Genomic DNA, 17,709 nt, shown 5'->3' with positions numbered 1-17,709 from the left:
CCGATGACGCAACCCACCCAGGAGTGCCCGGTATATGCCCAGGATCTCGTCACATTCCCTCGACGGCGTGTTCGGGACGGGTCACGGGGCCGCCGGTCGGTTTCGAACATCCGTCCCGGCGGCCGGGCCCGCCGCGGTGGAGGGCGAGGCCCTCGTCCCGGTGCGGGCCGGGGTGCTCGGACCAGGTCCGGAACAGTGGTTGGCGTTCGCCGGGTTTTACGTATAACCTCTCCGGCTAACCCCGCGCTCCGAGAGGTCCCGATGCGACGTATCGCCCTGGTCACCCTCGTCGTCGACGACTACGACGAGGCGATCCGCTTCTACACCGAGGCCCTCGGTTTCCGGCTGGCCGAGGACGCGCCCCGGCCCGGCGGATCCCGCTGGGTCGTGGTCGAGCCGGGCGCCCCGGGTGCGGGGACCGGGCTGGTGCTCGCCCGCGCCGACGGCGCGGCGCAGTCCGCCCGGGTCGGGGACCAGACCGGTGGCCGGGTCGGGTTCTTCCTGCACACCGACGACTTCGCCCGCGATCACGCCAGGATGACCGCCGCCGGTGTGACGTTCCTGGAGGAGCCGCGGCGCGAGCCGTACGGAACCGTCGCCGTCTTCCAGGACCTGTACGGCAACCGCTGGGACCTGCTCCAGCCCGCCGGCTGACCCCCGCTCGCGCCCCCTGAGAACCGCTGCCCAAGGAAAGACCCGCCATGACTGCTACGCGCGTAGATGCCGATGTGATCCGCCGCCTCCCGAAGGCCGTCCTGCACGACCACCTCGACGGCGGCCTGCGCCCCGCCACCGTGGTGGAGCTCGCGGACGCGGTCGGCCACACCCTGCCAACCACCGACCCCGGCGAGCTCGCCGCCTGGTACTACGAGGCCGCCAACTCCGGTGACCTGGTCCGGTACATCGCCACCTTCGAGCACACCCTCGCCGTCATGCAGAACCGGGAGGGTCTGCTGCGCACCGCCGAGGAGTACGTCCTGGACCTCGCCGCGGACGGTGTCGTCTACGGCGAGGTGCGCTACGCCCCCGAGCTGAACACCCGGGGCGGGCTGACCATGGCCGAGGTCGTGGAGACGGTCCAGGAAGGCCTCGCCTCGGGCATGGCCAAGGCGGCCGCCGCGGGCACGCCGGTGCGCGTCGGCACCCTGCTGTGCGGCATGCGGATGTTCGACCGGGTGCGCGAGGCGGCCGACCTGGCGGTGGCGTTCCGGGACGCCGGTGTCGTCGGCTTCGACATCGCCGGGGCCGAGGACGGCTTCCCGCCCGCCGACCACCTCGCGGCCTTCGAGCACCTGCGGCGCGAGAGCGTGCCCTTCACCATCCACGCCGGTGAGGCCCACGGCCTGCCCAGCATCCACCAGGCGCTGCAGGTGTGCGGCGCCCAGCGCATCGGGCACGGTGTGCGCATCACCGACGACATCCCCGACCTCGCGGCGGGCAAGCTCGGCCGGCTCGCCGGCTGGGTGCGCGACCGGCGCATCGCGCTGGAGATGTGCCCGACGTCCAACCTGCAGACCGGCGCCGCGGCCTCGATCGCCGAGCACCCCATCACCGCGCTGAAGGACCTCAGCTTCCGCGTCACGGTCAACACCGACAACCGGCTGGTGTCGGGCACGACGATGACCCGCGAGATGACGCTCCTGGTGGAGCAGGCGGGCTGGAGCGTCGAGGATCTGCGCACGGTCACGGTGAACGCCCTGAAGAGCGCGTTCCTGCCGTTCGACGAGCGGAACGCGCTCATCCGTGACGTGGTCCTGCCGGGTTACGCGGCCGCGCTCTGAAGCAGGCCCTTGAGGTAGGCGGCCTGTCCGATGTGCTGCAGATCGTCGGACAGGACGCTGACCAGCCGCACGCCGAGGGTGACCGGCGGCTCCCAGCGCTCGTCGACGACCCGTTCCAGGTCCTTGGCGGCGAGGCCCTTCAGGGCGTCCAGGCTCTGCTCGTGCACGGCGTCGTAGTAGCCGGTCAGCAGATCGGCCGATTCGACCCTGACCTTGGCGACCTTGGCGGGGCTGTGGCCGTAGCCCGTGTCGCGGCGGGGCAGGCCCAGGCCGAAGCGCTTCTCCCAGTCCTGGGAGAGCCACACCTGGTCCAGGCCGAAGGCGTCGGCCACGTGGTCGTCCTGGACACGGGTGAGGTGCCAGACCAGCCAGGCGATGGAGTTGGTGTCGGGGGAGGGGCGGGCGGTCAGTTCGTCCGGCCCGAGGCCCTCGACGGTGGCGTGGACTTCTTCCCGGATGCGGTTGTAGCCGTCGATGAGGATGTCCTTCGCATGCATGCCTCCACCATCGCGCATCCCCGCGTCCCGTGCGCCCGGTTCCCTCGCGCGTGCCCCCGCGCCAGGCCCTAGCCGCCCGTGCCTCGCGCCCGGTCCTGGTCGCCCGTGGTCTCCAGCAGCGCCATCAGGGCCCGGGCCGCCGGACTGGTCGCCGGCCGGGGCGGCAGCAGGGCCACCGTCTCGTAGACCGCCTCCCCGGTGCCCTTGACCGGCAGCGCGGTCAGGGAGGCGCGCTTGTACGCGAAGTGCCGCGGCACGACGGCCACGCCCAGGTTCTCGTCGACCAGGTCGAGCAGGGTGTGCACGTCGTTCACCTCCAGCGCCACCGTCCGGCGCACGCCCGCGGCGGCGAACACCGTGTCGGTGGTGCGCCGCGGCCCCCAGTCCGGGTGGAAGTCGACGAACACCTCCCCGCCCAGCTCATCCGGCGTGACGGCCGCGCCGGCGGCGGCGAGCGGGTGGCTGCGGTGGCACAGCAGCGTCATCGGCTCGCTGGTCAGCGGCACCGACCGCAGCTGGTCGCCGTCCTCCTGCGTGCGCACGGCGAACGCCAGGTCGAGCCGCCCGGCCTCGACGTCCTCCGCCAGCGCCCCGGAACCGGCCTGCCGCAGGCAGATCTCCACATCCGGATGACGGTGCCGGAACGCGGCGAGGAGACCGGCCAGGTTCACCCCGGCGATGCACTGCTCGCTGCCGAGGGTGAGCATCCCGCGCAGCACGCCCTGCACCGCCGCCACGGCTTCGTGGGCCGCCCGCACCTGGGCCAGGATCCGCTCCGCCTCGCCCAGCAGCGCCCGCCCGGCCGGGGTGAGCGTCACCCGGCGGGTCGTGCGCACGAACAGCGGCGTCTGCAGCTCCCGCTCCAGCGCCCGGATGGAGGCCGACAGGCCCGACTGGGACACCAGCAGGCGTTCGGCCGCACGGGTGAAGTGCTGGTCCTCGGCGACCGCGACGAAGTGCTGCAGATGGCGCAGTTCCATGACTGAGAAGCGTAGCCGCTGAATCCCATCGGATTCTTCTGTTGGACGCATGGCAGCAGGTCACGCCAGAGTGGACACCGGTTTCCCGTCCGACCGAGCCAACCCCTCTGGAGTCGCGTTGTACACCGCACACCCCGACCGCTACGCGGACATGCCCTACCGGCGCACCGGACGCAGCGGCCTCAAGCTCCCCGCGCTCTCGCTCGGCCTGTGGCACAACTTCGGCCCGGACCGGCCCGTGGAGACCCAGCGGGCCATCCTGCGCCGCGCCTTCGACCTCGGCGTCACGCACTTCGACCTCGCCAACAACTACGGCCCGCCGCCCGGCGCCGCCGAGTCCGCCTTCGGTGAGTTCCTGAAGACCGACTTCGCGCGCTACCGCGACGAGCTGGTCATCTCCACCAAGGCGGGCTACCTGATGTGGCCCGGCCCGTACGGCGAGTGGGGCTCGCGCAAGTACCTGCTGTCCTCGCTGGACCAGAGCCTGAGCCGGATGGGCCTGGACTACGTCGACATCTTCTACTCGCACCGCCCCGACCCGGAGACTCCGCTGGAGGAGACCATGGGCGCGCTTCACTCGGCGGTGCAGCAGGGCAAGGCGCTGTACGTCGGCGTCTCGAACTACTCCGCGGAGCAGACGCGCGAAGCCGCCCGCATCCTGGGCGAGCTGGGCACGCCGCTGCTGATCCACCAGCCGCGCTACTCGATGCTGGACCGCCGCCCCGAGGACGAGGGCCTGCTGGACGCGCTCGACGAGCTCCAGGTCGGCTCCATCGTCTTCTCCCCGCTGGAGCAGGGGCTGCTCTCCGCCCGCTACCTCGACGGCATCCCGGAGGGCTCCCGGGCCGCGAGCGACAGCCCGTTCCTGCAGTCCGACGCCGTCACCGAGGAGCTGGTGGGCCGGCTGCGCGACCTGAACGACATCGCGAAGGAGCGCGGACAGACCCTGGCCCAGATGGCGCTGGCCTGGGTGCTGCGCGGCGGCCGGGTCACCTCGGCGCTGGTGGGCGCGAGCAGCCCGCAGCAGGTCGAGGACAGCGTCGGCGCGATCGGCAACCTCGACTTCGGCGCGGACGAGCTGGCCCGCATCGACGCGATCGTCAAGCAGTAGCGGCACGCCCGCCACGCGCTCACCTGCCCGGGGGCGGCCGCCCCCGGGCAGCGGGGCGTCAGGAGCCGATCTGCTCCTCCAGGCGCACGGTCACCGTGTCGCCCTCCTCCTTGCCGATGGCCCTGCGCAGGTCGGCCTTCACGGGCAGCTTGTGCGTGCCGTCGCCCAGGGCCATGAAGGAGCTGCGGAACGGGTGCCCGTCGATCGTCCCGCGGACCTTGACCAGGCCACGGGTGCCGAAGAAGTCGACGGACTCGGGCCAGACCAGATAGGTCCAGCCGCCCTCGGCGGGGCTCTTGCGCAGGACGGCGGTGAACTGCGCGTCCAGTGCTCCGGTCGTGCCCATGGTGGTGTCCTCCGGTCCTCGGCGGCTTCTCACTCACACAGACCGCCGGGGAGCGGGAAACTCATCGCGGCACGGCTCCCACGCCGCAACGGGCACCCGGTCGACGCGGTCGACGCGGTCGAGCATGGCCCGGATCCGTGCCCCGCCCGGCAGCTGATGCGCTGGTCAGAGGCCCCTTCCCCGGGCGGGGTGGATTTCGGCCAACTCGGGCCGTGAATATGCCAGGAGAGTGGCCGGAAAGTCATGGTGACAGTGTTTCAGTAGTGAACATACTGACCTGCGAGAGCGTTTTCACTTCCAGCGACGGCGCCCTCACGCACAGCACGCGAGCTGCGGGACGAGCGCGACCCGGCAGGCGGGCAGGGCAGCGGGGGAGGGACACGTGCACGACGAGTTTCTGTGCCACGTCACGGCGTACGGCGTCTGTGGCGGCCGCCGTATCGGAGTGCCCCTGGGAACCTACCGCGCGCCCACCCTCGCCCTGGCCCTGTGGTGGCTGCGCGACCGTGCCTCCTGGATCGCCCAGCGCCTGGACCCGCAGCCCGACGCCGAACACTTACCGTCGGGCGTGCTCGTGCCGGTCGCCGAGACCGCGCCCGACGTGCCCATGCTGCTGCGCGCCTGGTGCGCCGACCCCGCCCAGCAGGAGCGGGTCGCCGAGGAGTTGGCGGCCGGACGGCTGGTGCGCATCGCCACCAGCGACGAGACGACCGAGTACGAACTGCTCGCCGAGTCCGTGGACGCCCTGCGGATGCAGCGCACCGCCCCCCTCCTGGGCGTCCCCGTCGCCTGACCTGCCACCCCCTCCGTTCGCCGAGGCGCATAGCAGGCCATATCGGTAGAATCTTGACCATGGCGCAGCCGTCGGTAGCACCAGAGCTCGTCCTGGAGACGGAGACGGGCTCCACCGTGATGATCCCGGGCCACGACTACCACGTGGGACGCGACCCGTCGAGCGACATCGTCATCGACGACGACCGGGTCTCCTGGCACCACGCGGTGCTGCGGCCGGAGGACGGCCACTGGACCATCGAGGACGAGAACAGCACCAACGGCACCTACGCCGACGGCCGCCGCGTCCACGCCCGGGACGTCGGACCCGGCAGCGTCATCCGCTTCGGCAACCCGGCCGACGGGCCGCGCGTGGTCCTCACCGGCCGCCCCGCACCGGCCCCGGAACGCCCCTCCGCCGTCTCCATGCCCGCCCTGACCGGCACCTACCGGGCGCCCACCACCGTCCGGCCGCTGCCCTCGCGCACCGTCCGCATCGGCCGCGCGAGCGACAACGACCTCGTCATCGACGACCTCGTCGTCTCCCGCCGGCACGCCGAACTGCGCGCCCTGCCCGACGGCACGTACGAGATCACCGACCTCGGCAGCCACAACGGCACGTACCTCAACGGCAGTCCGGTCACCACCGCCCCGGTCGGCCAGGGCGACATCGTCGGCATCGGCCACTCGGCGTTCTGCCTCGTCGGCGACGAACTCCAGGAGTACGTCGACACCGGTGAGGTCTCCCTGGACGTGCAGGACCTGGCGGTATCCGTCGACCGCGGCCGCAAGACCCTGCTGGACCACGTGTCGTTCCCGGTGGGGGAGAAGTGCCTGCTCGCCGTCGTCGGCCCGAGCGGCGCCGGCAAGTCCACACTCCTCAACGCCCTCACAGGCCAGCGCCCCGCCGGCCACGGCACCGTCCTCTACGACGGCCGCGACCTGTACCGCGACTACGCCGAGCTGCGCCAGCGCATCGGCCTGGTCCCGCAGGACGACATCCTGCACGCCCAGCTGACGGTCAGAAAGGCGCTCTCCTACGCCGCCGAGCTGCGCTTCCCGCAGGACACGGCCAAGGCCGAACGGCGTGCCCGGGTCGACGAGGTGATCCGCGAACTGGGCCTGGAACAGCGCGCCGACCAGCCCGTGCACAGCCTTTCCGGCGGTCAGCGCAAGCGCGTCAGCGTGGCACTGGAGCTGCTGACCAAGCCGTCACTGCTGTTCCTCGACGAGCCGACCTCGGGTCTCGACCCCGGCATGGACCGCTCGGTGATGCACATGCTGCGCGGCCTCGCCGACGACGGCCGCACCGTCATCGTCGTCACCCACAGCGTGCTCAGCCTTGACGTGTGCGACCGGCTCCTCGTCCTCGCGCCCGGCGGCCGGATCGCCTACTACGGGCCGCCCGAGGACGCCCTGCCGTACTTCGGCTTCGAGCAGTGGCCGGAGGCCTTCGAGGCCTTCGAACGGGACACCGAGCGCGATTGGGCGGGGGACTACCTCGCCTCGCCCTTCCACCGCCGCTACGTCGCCGACGCCACCGCCCAGCCTCCGCAGCCCCGTTCCGAACCCGTCGTCATCACCGCGCCGCCCCGGCCCCGCAGCCGGTCCGCGCAGCTGGGCACGCTGGTGCGCCGGTACGCGTCCGCGCTGAGCGCCGACCGCACCTTCCTGATCATCATGATCGCCCTGCCGTTCGTGATGGGCGTGATGGCCCGGGCCCTCGCCGGGGGCGAACTCACCCGCGACACGGCGATGAACGCCCTGCTCATCCTCTGCGTGGGCGCGGTGCTCACCGGCGCGGCCAACGCCGTGCGCGAACTCGTCAAGGAACGGGTGATCTACCAGCGCGAGCGGGCCGTGGGCCTGTCCAGATCGGCGTACCTGATGTCCAAGGTCGTCGTGCTGGGCGTCATCACCGTGCTGCAGGCGGTGGTGCTCACCCTGGTCGCGCTGCTCGGCGTCGACCTCGGCGCGCCGGGCGGCGAAGGCGTGCTGATGCCGCCCCTGCTGGAGATCACCATCGCCGTCGCCCTGCTGGCGTTCACCGCGATGATGCTCGGCCTGCTCGTCTCCGCGCTGGTGCGCAAGGAGGAGGTGACGATGCCGCTGCTCGTGCTCATCGCCATCGTCCAGGTCGTCTTCTGCGGGGCCCTGCTGAAGCTGGACGGCGTTCCCGGGCTGGAGCAGCTGGGCTGGCTGGTGCCGGCGCGCTGGGCACTGGCCGCGATGGCCGGCACCGTCGGGCTGTCCCGGATCGTGCCCGACGATCTGACCGACGATCCGCTCTTCGAGCACTCGGCGGGCACCTGGCTGATCGACGTCGGCATGCTGGTCGTGCTGTCGGTGCTGTTCGGGTTCCTGGTGTCGCGGCTGCTGCGCCGGCACGAACCCGCCGTGATGCGGAAGCAGTGAGGGCCCATGACGACTCCCGGCTTCCGGCCCACGCACGTCGTCCCGCAGCACGGGATGCCGGCCTGGGAGGCTCCCGACACCGCGCGGCCCACCGTGGACCTCGATCCGCTGCTGCCGGTGCAGCTGCTCGAACGGCAGGGCGACTGGGGGCACGTGCTGTGCTTCAACGGCTGGTCCGCCTGGGTCGACGGACGCCGGCTGGTCGCCGTGCCGCAGGATCCCCCCACCACCGACGGACCGCTGACCCGCACCGCCGATCCGCGTCCGCTGCTGGCCCGCGCGGAGGACGCCCTCGCGCGCTACCGCTCCGCGGTCGAGGACCTCACGGAGGGACTCGACGGCGAGTCCTTCCGCACCCGCACCCGCGGACTGCGCATCGGCGTCGTGGTCGACGGCGAGTCCATGTGGCTCTACGACGCCGCCCACGGGCACTGGGTGTACGCCGACGGCACGCGGCTCACCACGTACGCGACGGACGAGACGCCCCGCAGCGACCCGGAGCACCGGCCGGCCGCGACCCCGCCGGCGCGTCCGCCCACCCGGGTGGTGACGGCGGAGGACCCGGCCGAGCCGCCCCGCGCCGCGCGGCCGTCCCGGCCGCCGGACGCGCCCCCGACCCGCGTGGTGCCCCCGGAGGGACCGATCACCCCCGCGGCCCCCGACCCGACCCGCGTGGTGCCCCCGGAGGAGACCGCGCCGCCCCCGGCGCCCGAGCCGACGCGGGTGGTGACTCCTGAGACACCCGAGCCGCGCCCGGCTCCGGAGCCGACGCGGGTGGTGTCCCCTGAGACGCCACCGGCCCCGGAGCCGACGCGGGTCGTCGCGCCCGATGGTCCGTCTCCCGCGGCGCCCGAGCCGACCCGGGTGGTGTCGCCCGAGGAGGCCGAGACGCCCCCGGCCCCGGAGCCCACGCGAGTGGTGTCTCCCGAGGACGTCGAGACGCCCCCGGCCCCGGAGCCCACGCGGGCGGGGTCCGGAGAGGACGTCGCGGCGGGGGAGGAAGGGGAGCGGGCGGGTGGGGCGCCGGCCACACGGGTCGTGGGGCACGAACCCACGCGCATCGTGTCGCGCGAGGGTGACGGCCGTTGACCCGCGAGACGAGCCTGTTCTCGGGGCGGCCCTCCGAGCTGATCGGGCGGCAGATCGCCGGGTACCGGATCGAGCAGGAGATCGGGCGCGGCGGCATGGCCGTCGTCTACCGGGCCCGCGACCTGCGCCTGGAACGCACCGTCGCCCTGAAGCTGCTCGCCCCGGAACTCGCCCGCAACGACACCTTCCGGCGCCGCTTCACCCACGAGTCCCGGGCCGCCGCCGCCATCGACCACCCGCACATCGTGCCCGTCTTCGAGGCGGGCGAGACGGACGGCGTGCTCTACATCGCCATGCGCTACGTCCCCGGCAGCGACCTGCGCCACGTCCTCGACCGCGAGGGCCCCCTGCCGCCCCCCACCGCCGTCCGCGTCGCCGCCCAGGTCGCCTCCGCGCTCGACGCGGCACACGAACACGGCCTGGTGCACCGCGACGTCAAACCCGGCAACATCCTCGTCGCCCGCGGCACCGACAGCGACCACCCCGAGCACGTCTACCTCACCGACTTCGGCCTGACCAAGAAGTCCCTGTCGCTGACCGGCTTCACCACGGTCGGCCAGTTCGTCGGCACGCTCGACTACGTCGCCCCCGAGCAGATCTCCGGCAAACCGGTCGACGCCCGCTGCGACGTCTACGGGTTCGCCTGCGTCGTCTACGAGGTCCTGACCGGCCATCCGCCCTTCCAGCGCGACGACGACATGGCCCTGCTGTGGGCCCACCAGTACGACGACCCGCCCCCGCTCACCGCGTCCCGGCCCGACATCGCCCCGCAGGCCGACCCGGTCTTCGCCAAGGCCCTCGCCAAGAGCCCCGACGACCGGTACGCGTCCTGCCTGGAGTTCGTGGCCGCGCTGCGGGCCGCGACGACCGGCGGCGAGGCCGTGACCGTACGGCCTTCCCCGCGCGGGGAGGGGCGGCCGCAGGGCGGGCCGGAGCCGCCCAGGCAGCCCCCGCGCTGGGCCGAACCGGTCTTCGTACGGAGGAACTAGCGCCCGGTCAGGCCGGTTCGTCCGAGCGCACCTGACCCCGCCGCCGGACGTGCCGCGCCAGCAGCGCCCCGGCGAACCCGGTCACCAGCCCCCACGGCACGGCCAGCCCGACCGCGCCCCACAGCCGGGGCCGCAGGAACAACTCGCCCGCGAGACCGCCGCCCAGGTCGCCGATGCCGAGCACCGACAGCCCGTAGTGCGCGGAGACGCGCCCGACGAGGCAGATCATGAAGACCGTCAGGGCGAGCGCGACCGCCATGTGCACGGCGTGCTGCCAGGCCCGCACCCGCGCCGGCGAACGGACCGCCATCACGAACGCGGCGGCCAGCAGCAGCACGACCGCGGCGACCAGCAGCCACCACACCCGGCCGTCGTGCTCCGAGAGCGTCCGCAGGTTCAGTTCGGACACGTCCGGGGTGCGCAGCACCTCGTCCAGCACGTGCGGCATGGGCAGCCCGAACGGGCCCTCCACCCTGCCGTTCCAGGTGGCGCCCATGCCGATGGTCAGCGCCGGCCACGTCAGGTTGGGCAGGCCCAGCAGGATCACCGCGAACGTCTCCGCCGCGTGCCCCCGGGTCGCCGCCACGATCAGGGCGATCACCAGGCCGAGCGCGACGTACGCCAGCAGCAGCGCGACCATCGCGTACGCGGCCGGCCGCACGGACGTCTGGAAGCGCAGCAGCCCGCCCGGCAGCGGGGCCCGGCGCGACACCAGCAGGGCGAGCACCAGCACCCCGGCCAGCCACACCACCCCGACGAACACGGACAGGGGGACGTCCGTGGTGAAGCCGATCCGGGGCGAGGCGCCGAACAGGTCACCCAGTTCGCCCAGCGCGTCGTCGCCCAGGGAGATGTCGAACGTGTGGCGGGCGGCGAGCGTCACGCCGATCAGTGCGAGCAGCCACAGGGCGGCGACCCGGGCGGCCCAGCCGGCCAGTTCCGCCGTGCCGGCGACCGCGCGGTGCCGCAGGGGCCGCAGGAAGCCCCAGGCGACGACCAGCGCCCCGGTCAGCGTCACGGACAGCGGGATCACCGTCAGGTCCGCCTGGGTGTCGGCGAGATCGCCGGCGCTCCCGGAGAGTCTCACGGTGCCGCCGACGGCGGTGACCACGGTCGCCGCGACCACCGGGACGAACGCGCCGTCGGGAAGATCCGCGGCCCCGGCCGCCCAGAGGCCGAGGGCGGAGACCACCGCCATGGCCAGCAGCGCGCCGACCACCGTGACGAGGGCGTGCGCCCAGCCGTGGCGGGCGACGGCCCGCTCACCGGACGGTCGGACCTGGCCGGAAGGGGTGCGCGAACTCACGCTGCCACGCTAAGCAGCACCCGTGCCGGGCGCCCGCCGGGCGGGTCCGTCCGCGTCGGCTTGCGGGGCCCCTGGGACCGGAGCACACAATGAACACATAGTGGAGAAAGACGAATGAACCGGGATCAACCAGCCCGGTTGTGCACAGGTCGCACCAGAACCCACGCGGGAAGAAGAGCTCGTGAGCGTCGAACCGCCGTCGTCCGGCCGCCCCACAGGACCTCCCTCCGGCCCGCTGTCGGGCCCCTCCCAGCCGCCGCCCGGAGGCGGCCCGCCCTCCGAGCCGACCGGCGGCGGGGGCGGCGAGGGCCCGGAGCCGCGCCGCCCCTGGTGGGGGTCGGTGCCCCGGGTCGCGATCATCGCCACCGCCGTGGTGGCCGCCGTGATCATCGCCGTCGTGCTGTCCCGGCCGGACAGCGGCGGCACCGGCGCGTCCGACGGCGGCACCAGCACGTCCCAGGGCGAGATCTTCCTGCAGCCCGCCGCCGACACCGGACCCGACCCGTTCACCGAGTCGACGGCCGAGCAGAGCTCCGCCTCGCCGGTCTCGCCCTCGCCCACCGAGCTGGCCCCGCAGAACACCGTCCAGGGCGTGCAGGGCGGCGCACCCGGCCTCTACGGCGGCACCCGCAACGTGGCCAGCTGCGACGTGGAGAAGCAGATCACGTACTTCGAGGGGGCCCCGGACAAGCAGCGGGCCTTCGCCTCGGTCGTCCGCGTCGAAACCTCCGACGTGCCCGCCTATCTGCGCTCGCTCACCCCGGTGCAGCTGCGGATGGACACCCGGGTCACCAACCACGGCTACAAGGACGGCGCCGCCACCAGCTACCAGGCCGTCCTCCAGACCGGCACGGCCGTCCTCGTCGACGACCGCGGCGTGCCCCGGGTGCGCTGCGCCTGCGGCAACCCGCTCTCCCCGCCGGTCGCCCAGCAGACCGCCCCGAAGACGACCGGTGAGGAGTGGCCCGGTTACGACGGTGCCAAGGTGGTCATGGTCACGCCCGCGCCCGAGCCGGTCGAGGTGTTCGTCATGTGCGAGCCCGACGGCCAGTGGTTCGAGCGGCACAAGGGCGACACGGGCAAGAAGGACCGCAAGACCGAGAAGCCGGACAAGCCGTCTCCGTCGGTGAGCGTCACCACGCCGACGTCACCGACCGACTCGACGACGTCGACGGGGCCGCCGACGACCGAACCGCCGTCCTCGGAGACGGAGACGAAGACGGAGACCTCGCCGGACTCGCCCAGCGAGCCGCCCTCGTCCGAGTCCCCGCCGCCGCCCGGCAGCGACACGGGCAGCGGCACCGGAAGCGGTACGAGCAGCGGCACGGGCGGCGGAACGACGGACCAGGCCCCGGCGTCCTGAACGAATCCCGGCGGCCCGGGGCGGGCCCTGGCCGGCGCGTGCAATGCGGGCGCTAGCCGGCCCGGACCACCAGGGCGTACCCGCCCAGTCCGAGCAGCCGGTCGGCCGGCAGGTCGCCGTGGGCGGTGAGGACCGCTTCCAGGCGGCCGGTGCCCGGTTCGAACGCGACGTCCTGGACGGTGCCGAGCTGGTCGCCCGTCTCGGCGAGGATCCGCAGGCCCGGCAGCTCGTGGTGGGGCGGTACCTCGGCCGGCGCCGCGGCCGAGCGCACCAGCACGGCGTCCGGGCCCAGGGCGTGCAGCGCGCCCCACGGCAGCACGGTCTCCCTGCGGTGCGGGCCCCGCACCCGGACGTGCGTGACCACTCCGGAGACGGCGTCGACCGTCAGCGCCTTCACCGTGCCGAGTTCCTCCGCGTCGTCCAGCGTCAGCACCGGCAGCCCCCGTGCCTCGGAGAACAGCATCGTCACGGCGTCCCTTCGCGTTCGTTCCGGAAGGCGCCGACCCGGGCGGTGAACTCCGCCAGGTCGTCGGCGACGTAGCGGACCGCGTCGGCGGGGATGACCAGCGCCCGTCCGGAGACGGCGAGCGTCTCGCCCCGCGGCACGTACACCCGGTGGCGACGGCGCCGGGAGCCGCGCACCAGCGCCTTGGCCGCGGCGATCCGGAAGCCCACGACCCGGCCGCTGGTGCCGCCCTCGACGACCACGTCGAGCACCGTGCCGACCTCGGCGCCCTCGTCCGTGAGCACCTTGGCGTGCAGCACCCGGCCCTGCTGGGCCTCGCGGCGCGCCACCACGACGGACGTGTCCTGCAGCGCCAAGGGGTCCCGGACCATGACGGCGTCCCGGCCCAGCGCATGCACCCCCGCCCAGGGCAGGCTCTGCTTCAGCGGGCCCGACAGCAGCCCGCGGCCGCTGAGCGTGAACCCGGTGACGCGCCCGGCGGCAGCGTCGAAGACGGTGTCCTTGATCTGCGCGACGGCGTCACCGCCGAGGGTGACCACCGGCAGGGTCGTCAGGCTGCGCGCGGCCATCAGCTCGTTCATCGCAGCCCCTTCCCGCCGGGCCTGCGCCGTACCGCGATCACCGTCCCGGACCTCCGTCCGGCCTGCACGGCGAGCGTCACCGCCAGGAGCGCGCCGAGCGCCGCGATCACTACGACCAGCCATACCCACCAGGCCACCGCGCACCTCCGGTGATCCGCCCGGCCACCGTCGGCCGGCCCCGTGCCCTTCCGGGTGCCCCGTGTACGGGGGACAATGCCCCGGGCACCGCACGGGCCGAGACTGCCAGGACTGCACAGGGAGACTCGGGGTACGAGCACTGGTGCAGAGCGTCCGGCCAGTCCGGCATCCCAGAGAGAAAAGTATGATCGACCACGTGGACGGGGCAGTGATACCGACTGGTTTCGACGTGCCCGTGGAACCGCTGAGGCGGGCGGCACACTACTCCGGCGAGCAGGGATGCATCGCCGAGGCGCGGTCGTTCGCCGCGCTCTTCCTCGACCAGCTGCGCACCGAGTGGTGCGCGCGTGTCGACGAGCGCGTCGACGGCGCGGTGCAGCTCGTGGTGAGCGAGCTCGTCACCAACGCCGACCGGCACAGCAACGGGCCGTACATCCTGGAGCTCGTCGGCACGGACACCGCCGTGACCGTGTCGGTCTACGACAGCAGCTCCGCCCTGCCCCGTATCTTCCCCCGCGACCCCGAGCGCGTCGGCCGCCACGGCCTGGAGATCGTCCACGCGCTCGCGGAGCAGGTCAGCGTGGAGCGGGTGCCGGTGGGCAAACGGGTGCGGGCCGTGCTGCCGCTGACCGCGGAGTAAGCCGCCGCCCGGAGCCTCGAACAGCCCCTCACACACACCGGTCCGAAGCCCTGCTCGGCTCCGAACCCCTGCTCGGTCCCGTGCCCCTGCTCGGTTCCGAATCCCTGCTGGGTTCCGAGGCCGCGCTCCCTTCCGAGACCTTGCTCGGTGCAAGCCCGGCGAAGCAGACAAAGAAGCGGGTGCCGTCCCACTCCCGCGTGTGGGACGGCACCCGCTGGTCCGCCGTCTGCCGGTCCGCCGCCGGCGTCAGGCGCAGCCCAGCTCGCCCAGCATCCCCTGCCGCAGCCGGGTGATGATCCGCTTGATCAGGCGCGAGACGTGCATCTGGGAGCAGCCCAGCCGCTCGCCGATCTCCGCCTGGGTGGCCTCCTCCACGAACCGCATATGGATGATCTGCCGGTCGCGCTCGCTGAGCTCCGCCATCAGCGGGGCCAGCGAGTGGAAGTCCTCGACGAGCCGCAGCCCGTCCTCCTCCACCCCGATGAAGTCGGCCAGGACCGCCTCGCCGCCCTCGGGCCCGTCGCCCGTGAGGGCGGCGTCCAGCGAGGAGGAGTTGTAGCCGTTGGAGGCGATCTGCCCCTCGACGACCTCCTTCTCGGAGATGTTCATCAGCGTGGCCAGCTCGGCGACCGTCGGCTCGCGGTCCAGCCGGCTCGCCAGCTCCTCGCGCGCCTTGGCGAGCTCCACGCGCAGCTCCTGCAGCCGCCGCGGCACGTGCACGGCCCACGTGGTGTCCCGGAAGAACCGCTTGATCTCACCGACGATGTACGGCAGCGCGAAGGAGGTGAACTCGACCTCGCGCGACAGCTCGAACCGGTCGATGGCCTTGATCAGACCGATCATGCCGGTCTGGACGATGTCCTCCATGTCGTCGCCGCGGCCCCGGAAGCGGCCGGCTGCGAACCGCACGAGCGACATGTTCATCTCGATCAGGGTGTTGCGCGCGTACTGGTACTCGTGCGTGCCTTCTTCGAGCTCCGTCAGGCGCTGGAAGAACTGGCGGGACAGCGCGCGGGCGTCCCTCGGGGCGACGGAACGCGGGTCCACGACTCCCGGCAGCGCTCCGTCACCCGTGCCGGCCTCGGTGTTCTCTTCGACGACCTGTGCCTTCGACCGGATCACGGCGGTCTCCATTACCTCTCCCGACAGTCATGGCGGACATCTGCATAGGTACTCCCGGGTTGCGGGTACCCGGAAGGACGCGCATCATGCCCACCGAATTCACCGAGAGCGGAACGCCGGGCCCTTCCGCTCCCGGCGGGGGTTCCTAGGCTGGAGCGGTGACCGATCACGTGCCGAACGAAGCCCGCGTCATTCCCCTGCGTCCGACCGGCGACCGGCCCCACGGCGACCGGCCCCACGGCGCCCGGCCCCACGGCGACCGGCCCCACGGCGACCGGCCCCACGGCGCCCGGCCCCACGGTAACCGGCCCGCCGCGGCCCCGCCGCGCCAGGGGCCGCCTGCGGCTCCCGCCGCGAAGGAGCCCCTGTGGCGGGACCTGGTCGGGGACGTCCTGCGCCGGGAACGCCTCGCGCAGGAGCGCACGCTGAAGGACGTCGCCGACGCGGCGCGGATCTCCATGCCGTACCTGTCGGAAGTGGAGCGCGGCCGCAAGGAGGCCTCCTCGGAGGTCCTCGCGGCCGCCGCCCGCGCGCTCGGGCTGGGCCTGGGCGACCTGCTGTCCCGGGCCCAGGGCGAACTGACCCGCGCCACCTCCCGGTACGCGGGCAGCGGCCGCCGCGGGGCGTCCACCTCGTCGTTCGACGGACTGTGCCTGGCCGCCTGAGCCGGCCCCGGCCGGCGCCTCAGACCAGCTGCGGGCGCCGGCTGAGCACCTCGTCGGCCAGCCCGTAGGCCACCGCCTCCTGGGCGGTGAACACCTTGTCGCGGTCCATGTCGGCCCGCAGGGTCGCCACGTCGTGGTGCGTGTGCCGCGCCAGCACCTCCTCCACCTGGGAGCGGATCCGCACCATCTCCTTGGCCTGCAGGGCAAGGTCGGAGACCATGCCGCGCTGCCCGCCGGTGGCCGGCTGGCCGAGCAGCACGCGCGCGTGCTCCAGCACGAACCGCCGGCCGGGGTCCCCGCCGGCCAGCAGCACGGCGGCGGTGGAGGCCGCCTGCCCGACGCAGCACGTCGAGATGGGCGCCCGCACGAACGACATGGTGTCGTAGATGGCCATGAGCGACGTGAACGAGCCGCCGGGGGAGTTGATGTAGACGGCGATCTCCGTCTCCGGCGCCGACGACTCCAGGTGCAGCAGCTGCGCGATGACGACGTTGGCGACGCCGTCGTCGATCTCGGTGCCGAGGAAGATGATCCGCTCGTTCAGCAGCCGGCTGAAGACGTCGAAGGACCGTTCGCCCTGCGGGGTCCGCTCGATGACGTTCGGAATCGTGTAGCTCCCCATCACCGCAGCCCCATCCTGGGTCGTGCCGAAGCCGGGACGACATCCGCGAGGGAGTCCACGACCCGGTCCACCATGCCGTACTCCCTGGCCTCCTCGGCCGTGAACCAGCGGTCCCGGTCGCCGTCGCGGGAGATGGTCTCCGGGCTCTGCCCGGTGTGCTCGGCGGTGATCCGCTCGATGGTCCGCTTGGTGAACTCCAGGTTCTGGGCCTGGATCTCGATGTCGGCGGTGGTGCCGCCGATGCCCGCGGACGGCTGGTGCATCATGATGCGCGCGTTCGGCAGGGCGTACCGCTTGCCGGGTGCGCCGACGCTGAGCAGGAACTGGCCCATGCTGGCCGCGAAGCCCAGGGCCAGGGTCGACACGTCGTTCGGGACGAGCCGCATCGTGTCGTAGATGGCGAGACCCGCGTGCACCGCGCCGCCGGGGCTGTTGATGTACAGGCTGATGTCGGTGCGCGGGTCCTCCGCCGACAGGATCAGCAGCTGGGCGCAGACCCGGTTGGCGGAGACCTCGTCGACCTGGGTGCCCAGCAGCACGATGCGCTGGGCGAGCAGCCGGGCGGCCAGCTGGTCGTCGAAGCGGGTCGGAGGGGTGTCGCCCTCCTCCGCCCTCGGGGCAAGTGTCGTGAGTGGGGTCATCGGTTCTCCTCGTGGTCGCGGAAGCGCCGTCGACCCCACTGTCGGCCCCGGACGGCAGGGGCAGCCGCTTTCTCTGCCCTCGGCAGATCCGCTGCGGGCAGAGGACCCCGTTCTCGGTTTCGCCCGGCGGATGTCCCCGGGCACCGATGAGTTCCGGGGCGCCGCGGGGTCGACACAGACGACAGC

General features: G+C 73.0%; 19 protein-coding genes and 1 pseudogene. 10 read left to right on the top strand and 10 right to left on the bottom strand.

Translation table 11 applies throughout. The features are described from left to right. Positions 1-261: 261 nt before the first annotated feature. Together CHR28_RS03025 and CHR28_RS03020 are read left to right on the top strand one after the other, a co-directional pair. Positions 262-654, top strand: coding sequence for a VOC family protein (locus tag CHR28_RS03025; protein ID WP_094051856.1), 393 nt, complete (start codon positions 262-264; stop codon positions 652-654). 47 nt (positions 655-701) lie between these two features. Next, entirely contained in the window at positions 702-1,781 is a 1,080-nt protein-coding gene (locus CHR28_RS03020; RefSeq protein WP_094051855.1) for an adenosine deaminase, read from the top strand. Here the strand turns inward: CHR28_RS03020 and CHR28_RS03015 are convergent. Both CHR28_RS03015 and CHR28_RS03010 read right to left on the bottom strand, forming a co-directional pair. Next, a complete protein-coding gene (locus tag CHR28_RS03015; RefSeq protein ID WP_143655779.1) occupies positions 1,763-2,278 on the bottom strand; it encodes a mycothiol transferase in 516 nt (171 codons plus the stop codon). The two genes, CHR28_RS03020 and CHR28_RS03015, sit on opposite strands and share 19 nt — an antisense overlap. Before the next feature lie 68 nt (positions 2,279-2,346). Continuing rightward, complete coding sequence (locus CHR28_RS03010; protein ID WP_094051853.1) at positions 2,347-3,258, bottom strand: LysR family transcriptional regulator; 912 nt, start codon at positions 3,256-3,258, stop codon at positions 2,347-2,349. Between the two features lie 118 nt (positions 3,259-3,376). Here CHR28_RS03010 and mgrA point away from each other — a divergent pair, with 118 nt between their 5' ends. Then, positions 3,377-4,369, top strand: coding sequence for an L-glyceraldehyde 3-phosphate reductase (mgrA, locus tag CHR28_RS03005; protein WP_094051852.1), 993 nt, complete (start codon positions 3,377-3,379; stop codon positions 4,367-4,369). Between the two features lie 58 nt (positions 4,370-4,427). On the opposite strand, the gene CHR28_RS03000 is transcribed toward mgrA, so the two are convergent. After that, positions 4,428-4,715, bottom strand: a complete 288-nt coding sequence (locus tag CHR28_RS03000) for a DUF1905 domain-containing protein (RefSeq protein WP_094051851.1) — start codon at positions 4,713-4,715, stop codon at positions 4,428-4,430. Between the two features lie 382 nt (positions 4,716-5,097). On the opposite strand from CHR28_RS03000, the gene CHR28_RS02995 reads away from it, so the two are divergent. The 4 genes and pseudogenes from CHR28_RS02995 (at position 5,098) to CHR28_RS02980 (ending at position 9,979) form a co-directional block, all read left to right on the top strand. Continuing rightward, the gene (locus CHR28_RS02995; protein ID WP_094051850.1) at positions 5,098-5,508 is read left to right on the top strand and encodes a hypothetical protein; all 411 of its coding nucleotides are present in this window, start codon (positions 5,098-5,100) and stop codon (positions 5,506-5,508) included. 59 nt (positions 5,509-5,567) lie between these two features. Next, positions 5,568-7,901, top strand: coding sequence for an FHA domain-containing protein (locus CHR28_RS02990; RefSeq protein ID WP_094051849.1), 2,334 nt, complete (start codon positions 5,568-5,570; stop codon positions 7,899-7,901). Positions 7,902-7,907: 6 nt separating this feature from the next. Further along, positions 7,908-8,465: pseudogene (locus tag CHR28_RS38735) on the top strand (hypothetical protein); the annotation flags it as partial. Between the two features lie 521 nt (positions 8,466-8,986). Continuing rightward, on the top strand, positions 8,987-9,979 hold the full coding sequence (locus CHR28_RS02980; RefSeq protein WP_094051848.1) for a serine/threonine-protein kinase: 993 nt from the start codon (positions 8,987-8,989) through the stop codon (positions 9,977-9,979). A 7-nt stretch (positions 9,980-9,986) separates the two neighbouring features. Here the strand turns inward: CHR28_RS02980 and CHR28_RS02975 are convergent, their stop codons facing one another. Next, on the bottom strand, positions 9,987-11,285 hold the full coding sequence (locus CHR28_RS02975; RefSeq protein ID WP_094051847.1) for a streptophobe family protein: 1,299 nt from the start codon (positions 11,283-11,285) through the stop codon (positions 9,987-9,989). Between the two features lie 181 nt (positions 11,286-11,466). On the opposite strand from CHR28_RS02975, the gene CHR28_RS02970 reads away from it, so the two are divergent. Next, the gene (locus CHR28_RS02970) at positions 11,467-12,648 is read left to right on the top strand and encodes a DUF6777 domain-containing protein (RefSeq protein ID WP_094051846.1); all 1,182 of its coding nucleotides are present in this window, start codon (positions 11,467-11,469) and stop codon (positions 12,646-12,648) included. A gap of 52 nt (positions 12,649-12,700) precedes the next feature. On the opposite strand, the gene CHR28_RS02965 is transcribed toward CHR28_RS02970, so the two are convergent. Genes CHR28_RS02965 through CHR28_RS37650 form a run of 3 tightly spaced genes read right to left on the bottom strand, consistent with a single transcriptional unit; the run spans position 12,701 to position 13,832 of the window. Continuing rightward, the gene (locus CHR28_RS02965) at positions 12,701-13,111 is read right to left on the bottom strand and encodes a PRC-barrel domain-containing protein (RefSeq protein WP_094051845.1); all 411 of its coding nucleotides are present in this window, start codon (positions 13,109-13,111) and stop codon (positions 12,701-12,703) included. Between the two features lie 2 nt (positions 13,112-13,113). Further along, the gene (locus tag CHR28_RS02960) at positions 13,114-13,695 is read right to left on the bottom strand and encodes a PRC-barrel domain-containing protein (protein WP_094051844.1); all 582 of its coding nucleotides are present in this window, start codon (positions 13,693-13,695) and stop codon (positions 13,114-13,116) included. Continuing rightward, positions 13,692-13,832, bottom strand: coding sequence for a hypothetical protein (locus CHR28_RS37650; protein ID WP_179272298.1), 141 nt, complete (start codon positions 13,830-13,832; stop codon positions 13,692-13,694). Before CHR28_RS37650 ends, CHR28_RS02960 begins: the two co-directional genes overlap by 4 nt. Positions 13,833-14,017: 185 nt before the next feature. Between CHR28_RS37650 and CHR28_RS02950 the strand changes: the two genes are divergently transcribed. Next, complete coding sequence (locus tag CHR28_RS02950) at positions 14,018-14,473, top strand: ATP-binding protein (RefSeq protein WP_094051843.1); 456 nt, start codon at positions 14,018-14,020, stop codon at positions 14,471-14,473. Positions 14,474-14,719: 246 nt separating this feature from the next. Here the strand turns inward: CHR28_RS02950 and CHR28_RS02945 are convergent, their stop codons facing one another. Beyond that, complete coding sequence (locus CHR28_RS02945) at positions 14,720-15,607, bottom strand: RNA polymerase sigma factor SigF (RefSeq protein ID WP_094051842.1); 888 nt, start codon at positions 15,605-15,607, stop codon at positions 14,720-14,722. Between the two features lie 146 nt (positions 15,608-15,753). Between CHR28_RS02945 and CHR28_RS38730 the strand changes: the two genes are divergently transcribed. Further along, entirely contained in the window at positions 15,754-16,260 is a 507-nt protein-coding gene (locus CHR28_RS38730; protein WP_094051841.1) for a helix-turn-helix domain-containing protein, read from the top strand. A gap of 19 nt (positions 16,261-16,279) precedes the next feature. On the opposite strand, the gene CHR28_RS02935 is transcribed toward CHR28_RS38730, so the two are convergent. Further along, positions 16,280-16,882, bottom strand: a complete 603-nt coding sequence (locus CHR28_RS02935; RefSeq protein WP_094051840.1) for a ClpP family protease — start codon at positions 16,880-16,882, stop codon at positions 16,280-16,282. Next, complete coding sequence (locus CHR28_RS02930) at positions 16,882-17,523, bottom strand: ATP-dependent Clp protease proteolytic subunit (protein WP_094051839.1); 642 nt, start codon at positions 17,521-17,523, stop codon at positions 16,882-16,884. Before CHR28_RS02930 ends, CHR28_RS02935 begins: the two co-directional genes overlap by 1 nt. Between the last annotated feature and the right edge of the window lie 186 nt (positions 17,524-17,709).

It is taken from the genome of Streptomyces sp. XY006 (genome assembly GCF_002237655.1).
Lineage (GTDB): Bacteria > Actinomycetota > Actinomycetes > Streptomycetales > Streptomycetaceae > Streptomyces > Streptomyces levis.
The sequence above is the reverse complement of the archived record's forward strand: the minus strand, read 5'-3'. Positions and strand labels throughout refer to the sequence as shown.

What these genes read in the sequence shown, in the direction of transcription:
- CHR28_RS02950 (WP_094051843.1), top strand. Translation starts at nt 14,018, where the DNA reads ATGATCGACCACGTGGACGGGGCAGTGATACCGACTGGTTTCGACGTG.
- CHR28_RS03010 (WP_094051853.1), bottom strand. Translation starts at nt 3,258, where the DNA reads ATGGAACTGCGCCATCTGCAGCACTTCGTCGCGGTCGCCGAGGACCAG.
- CHR28_RS02990 (WP_094051849.1), top strand. Translation starts at nt 5,568, where the DNA reads ATGGCGCAGCCGTCGGTAGCACCAGAGCTCGTCCTGGAGACGGAGACG.
- CHR28_RS02945 (WP_094051842.1), bottom strand. Translation starts at nt 15,607, where the DNA reads ATGGAGACCGCCGTGATCCGGTCGAAGGCACAGGTCGTCGAAGAGAAC.
- CHR28_RS02960 (WP_094051844.1), bottom strand. Translation starts at nt 13,695, where the DNA reads ATGAACGAGCTGATGGCCGCGCGCAGCCTGACGACCCTGCCGGTGGTC.
- CHR28_RS03025 (WP_094051856.1), top strand. Translation starts at nt 262, where the DNA reads ATGCGACGTATCGCCCTGGTCACCCTCGTCGTCGACGACTACGACGAG.
- CHR28_RS02930 (WP_094051839.1), bottom strand. Translation starts at nt 17,523, where the DNA reads ATGACCCCACTCACGACACTTGCCCCGAGGGCGGAGGAGGGCGACACC.
- CHR28_RS03020 (WP_094051855.1), top strand. Translation starts at nt 702, where the DNA reads ATGACTGCTACGCGCGTAGATGCCGATGTGATCCGCCGCCTCCCGAAG.
- CHR28_RS02965 (WP_094051845.1), bottom strand. Translation starts at nt 13,111, where the DNA reads ATGCTGTTCTCCGAGGCACGGGGGCTGCCGGTGCTGACGCTGGACGAC.
- CHR28_RS03015 (WP_143655779.1), bottom strand. Translation starts at nt 2,278, where the DNA reads ATGCATGCGAAGGACATCCTCATCGACGGCTACAACCGCATCCGGGAA.
- CHR28_RS03000 (WP_094051851.1), bottom strand. Translation starts at nt 4,715, where the DNA reads ATGGGCACGACCGGAGCACTGGACGCGCAGTTCACCGCCGTCCTGCGC.
- CHR28_RS02935 (WP_094051840.1), bottom strand. Translation starts at nt 16,882, where the DNA reads ATGGGGAGCTACACGATTCCGAACGTCATCGAGCGGACCCCGCAGGGC.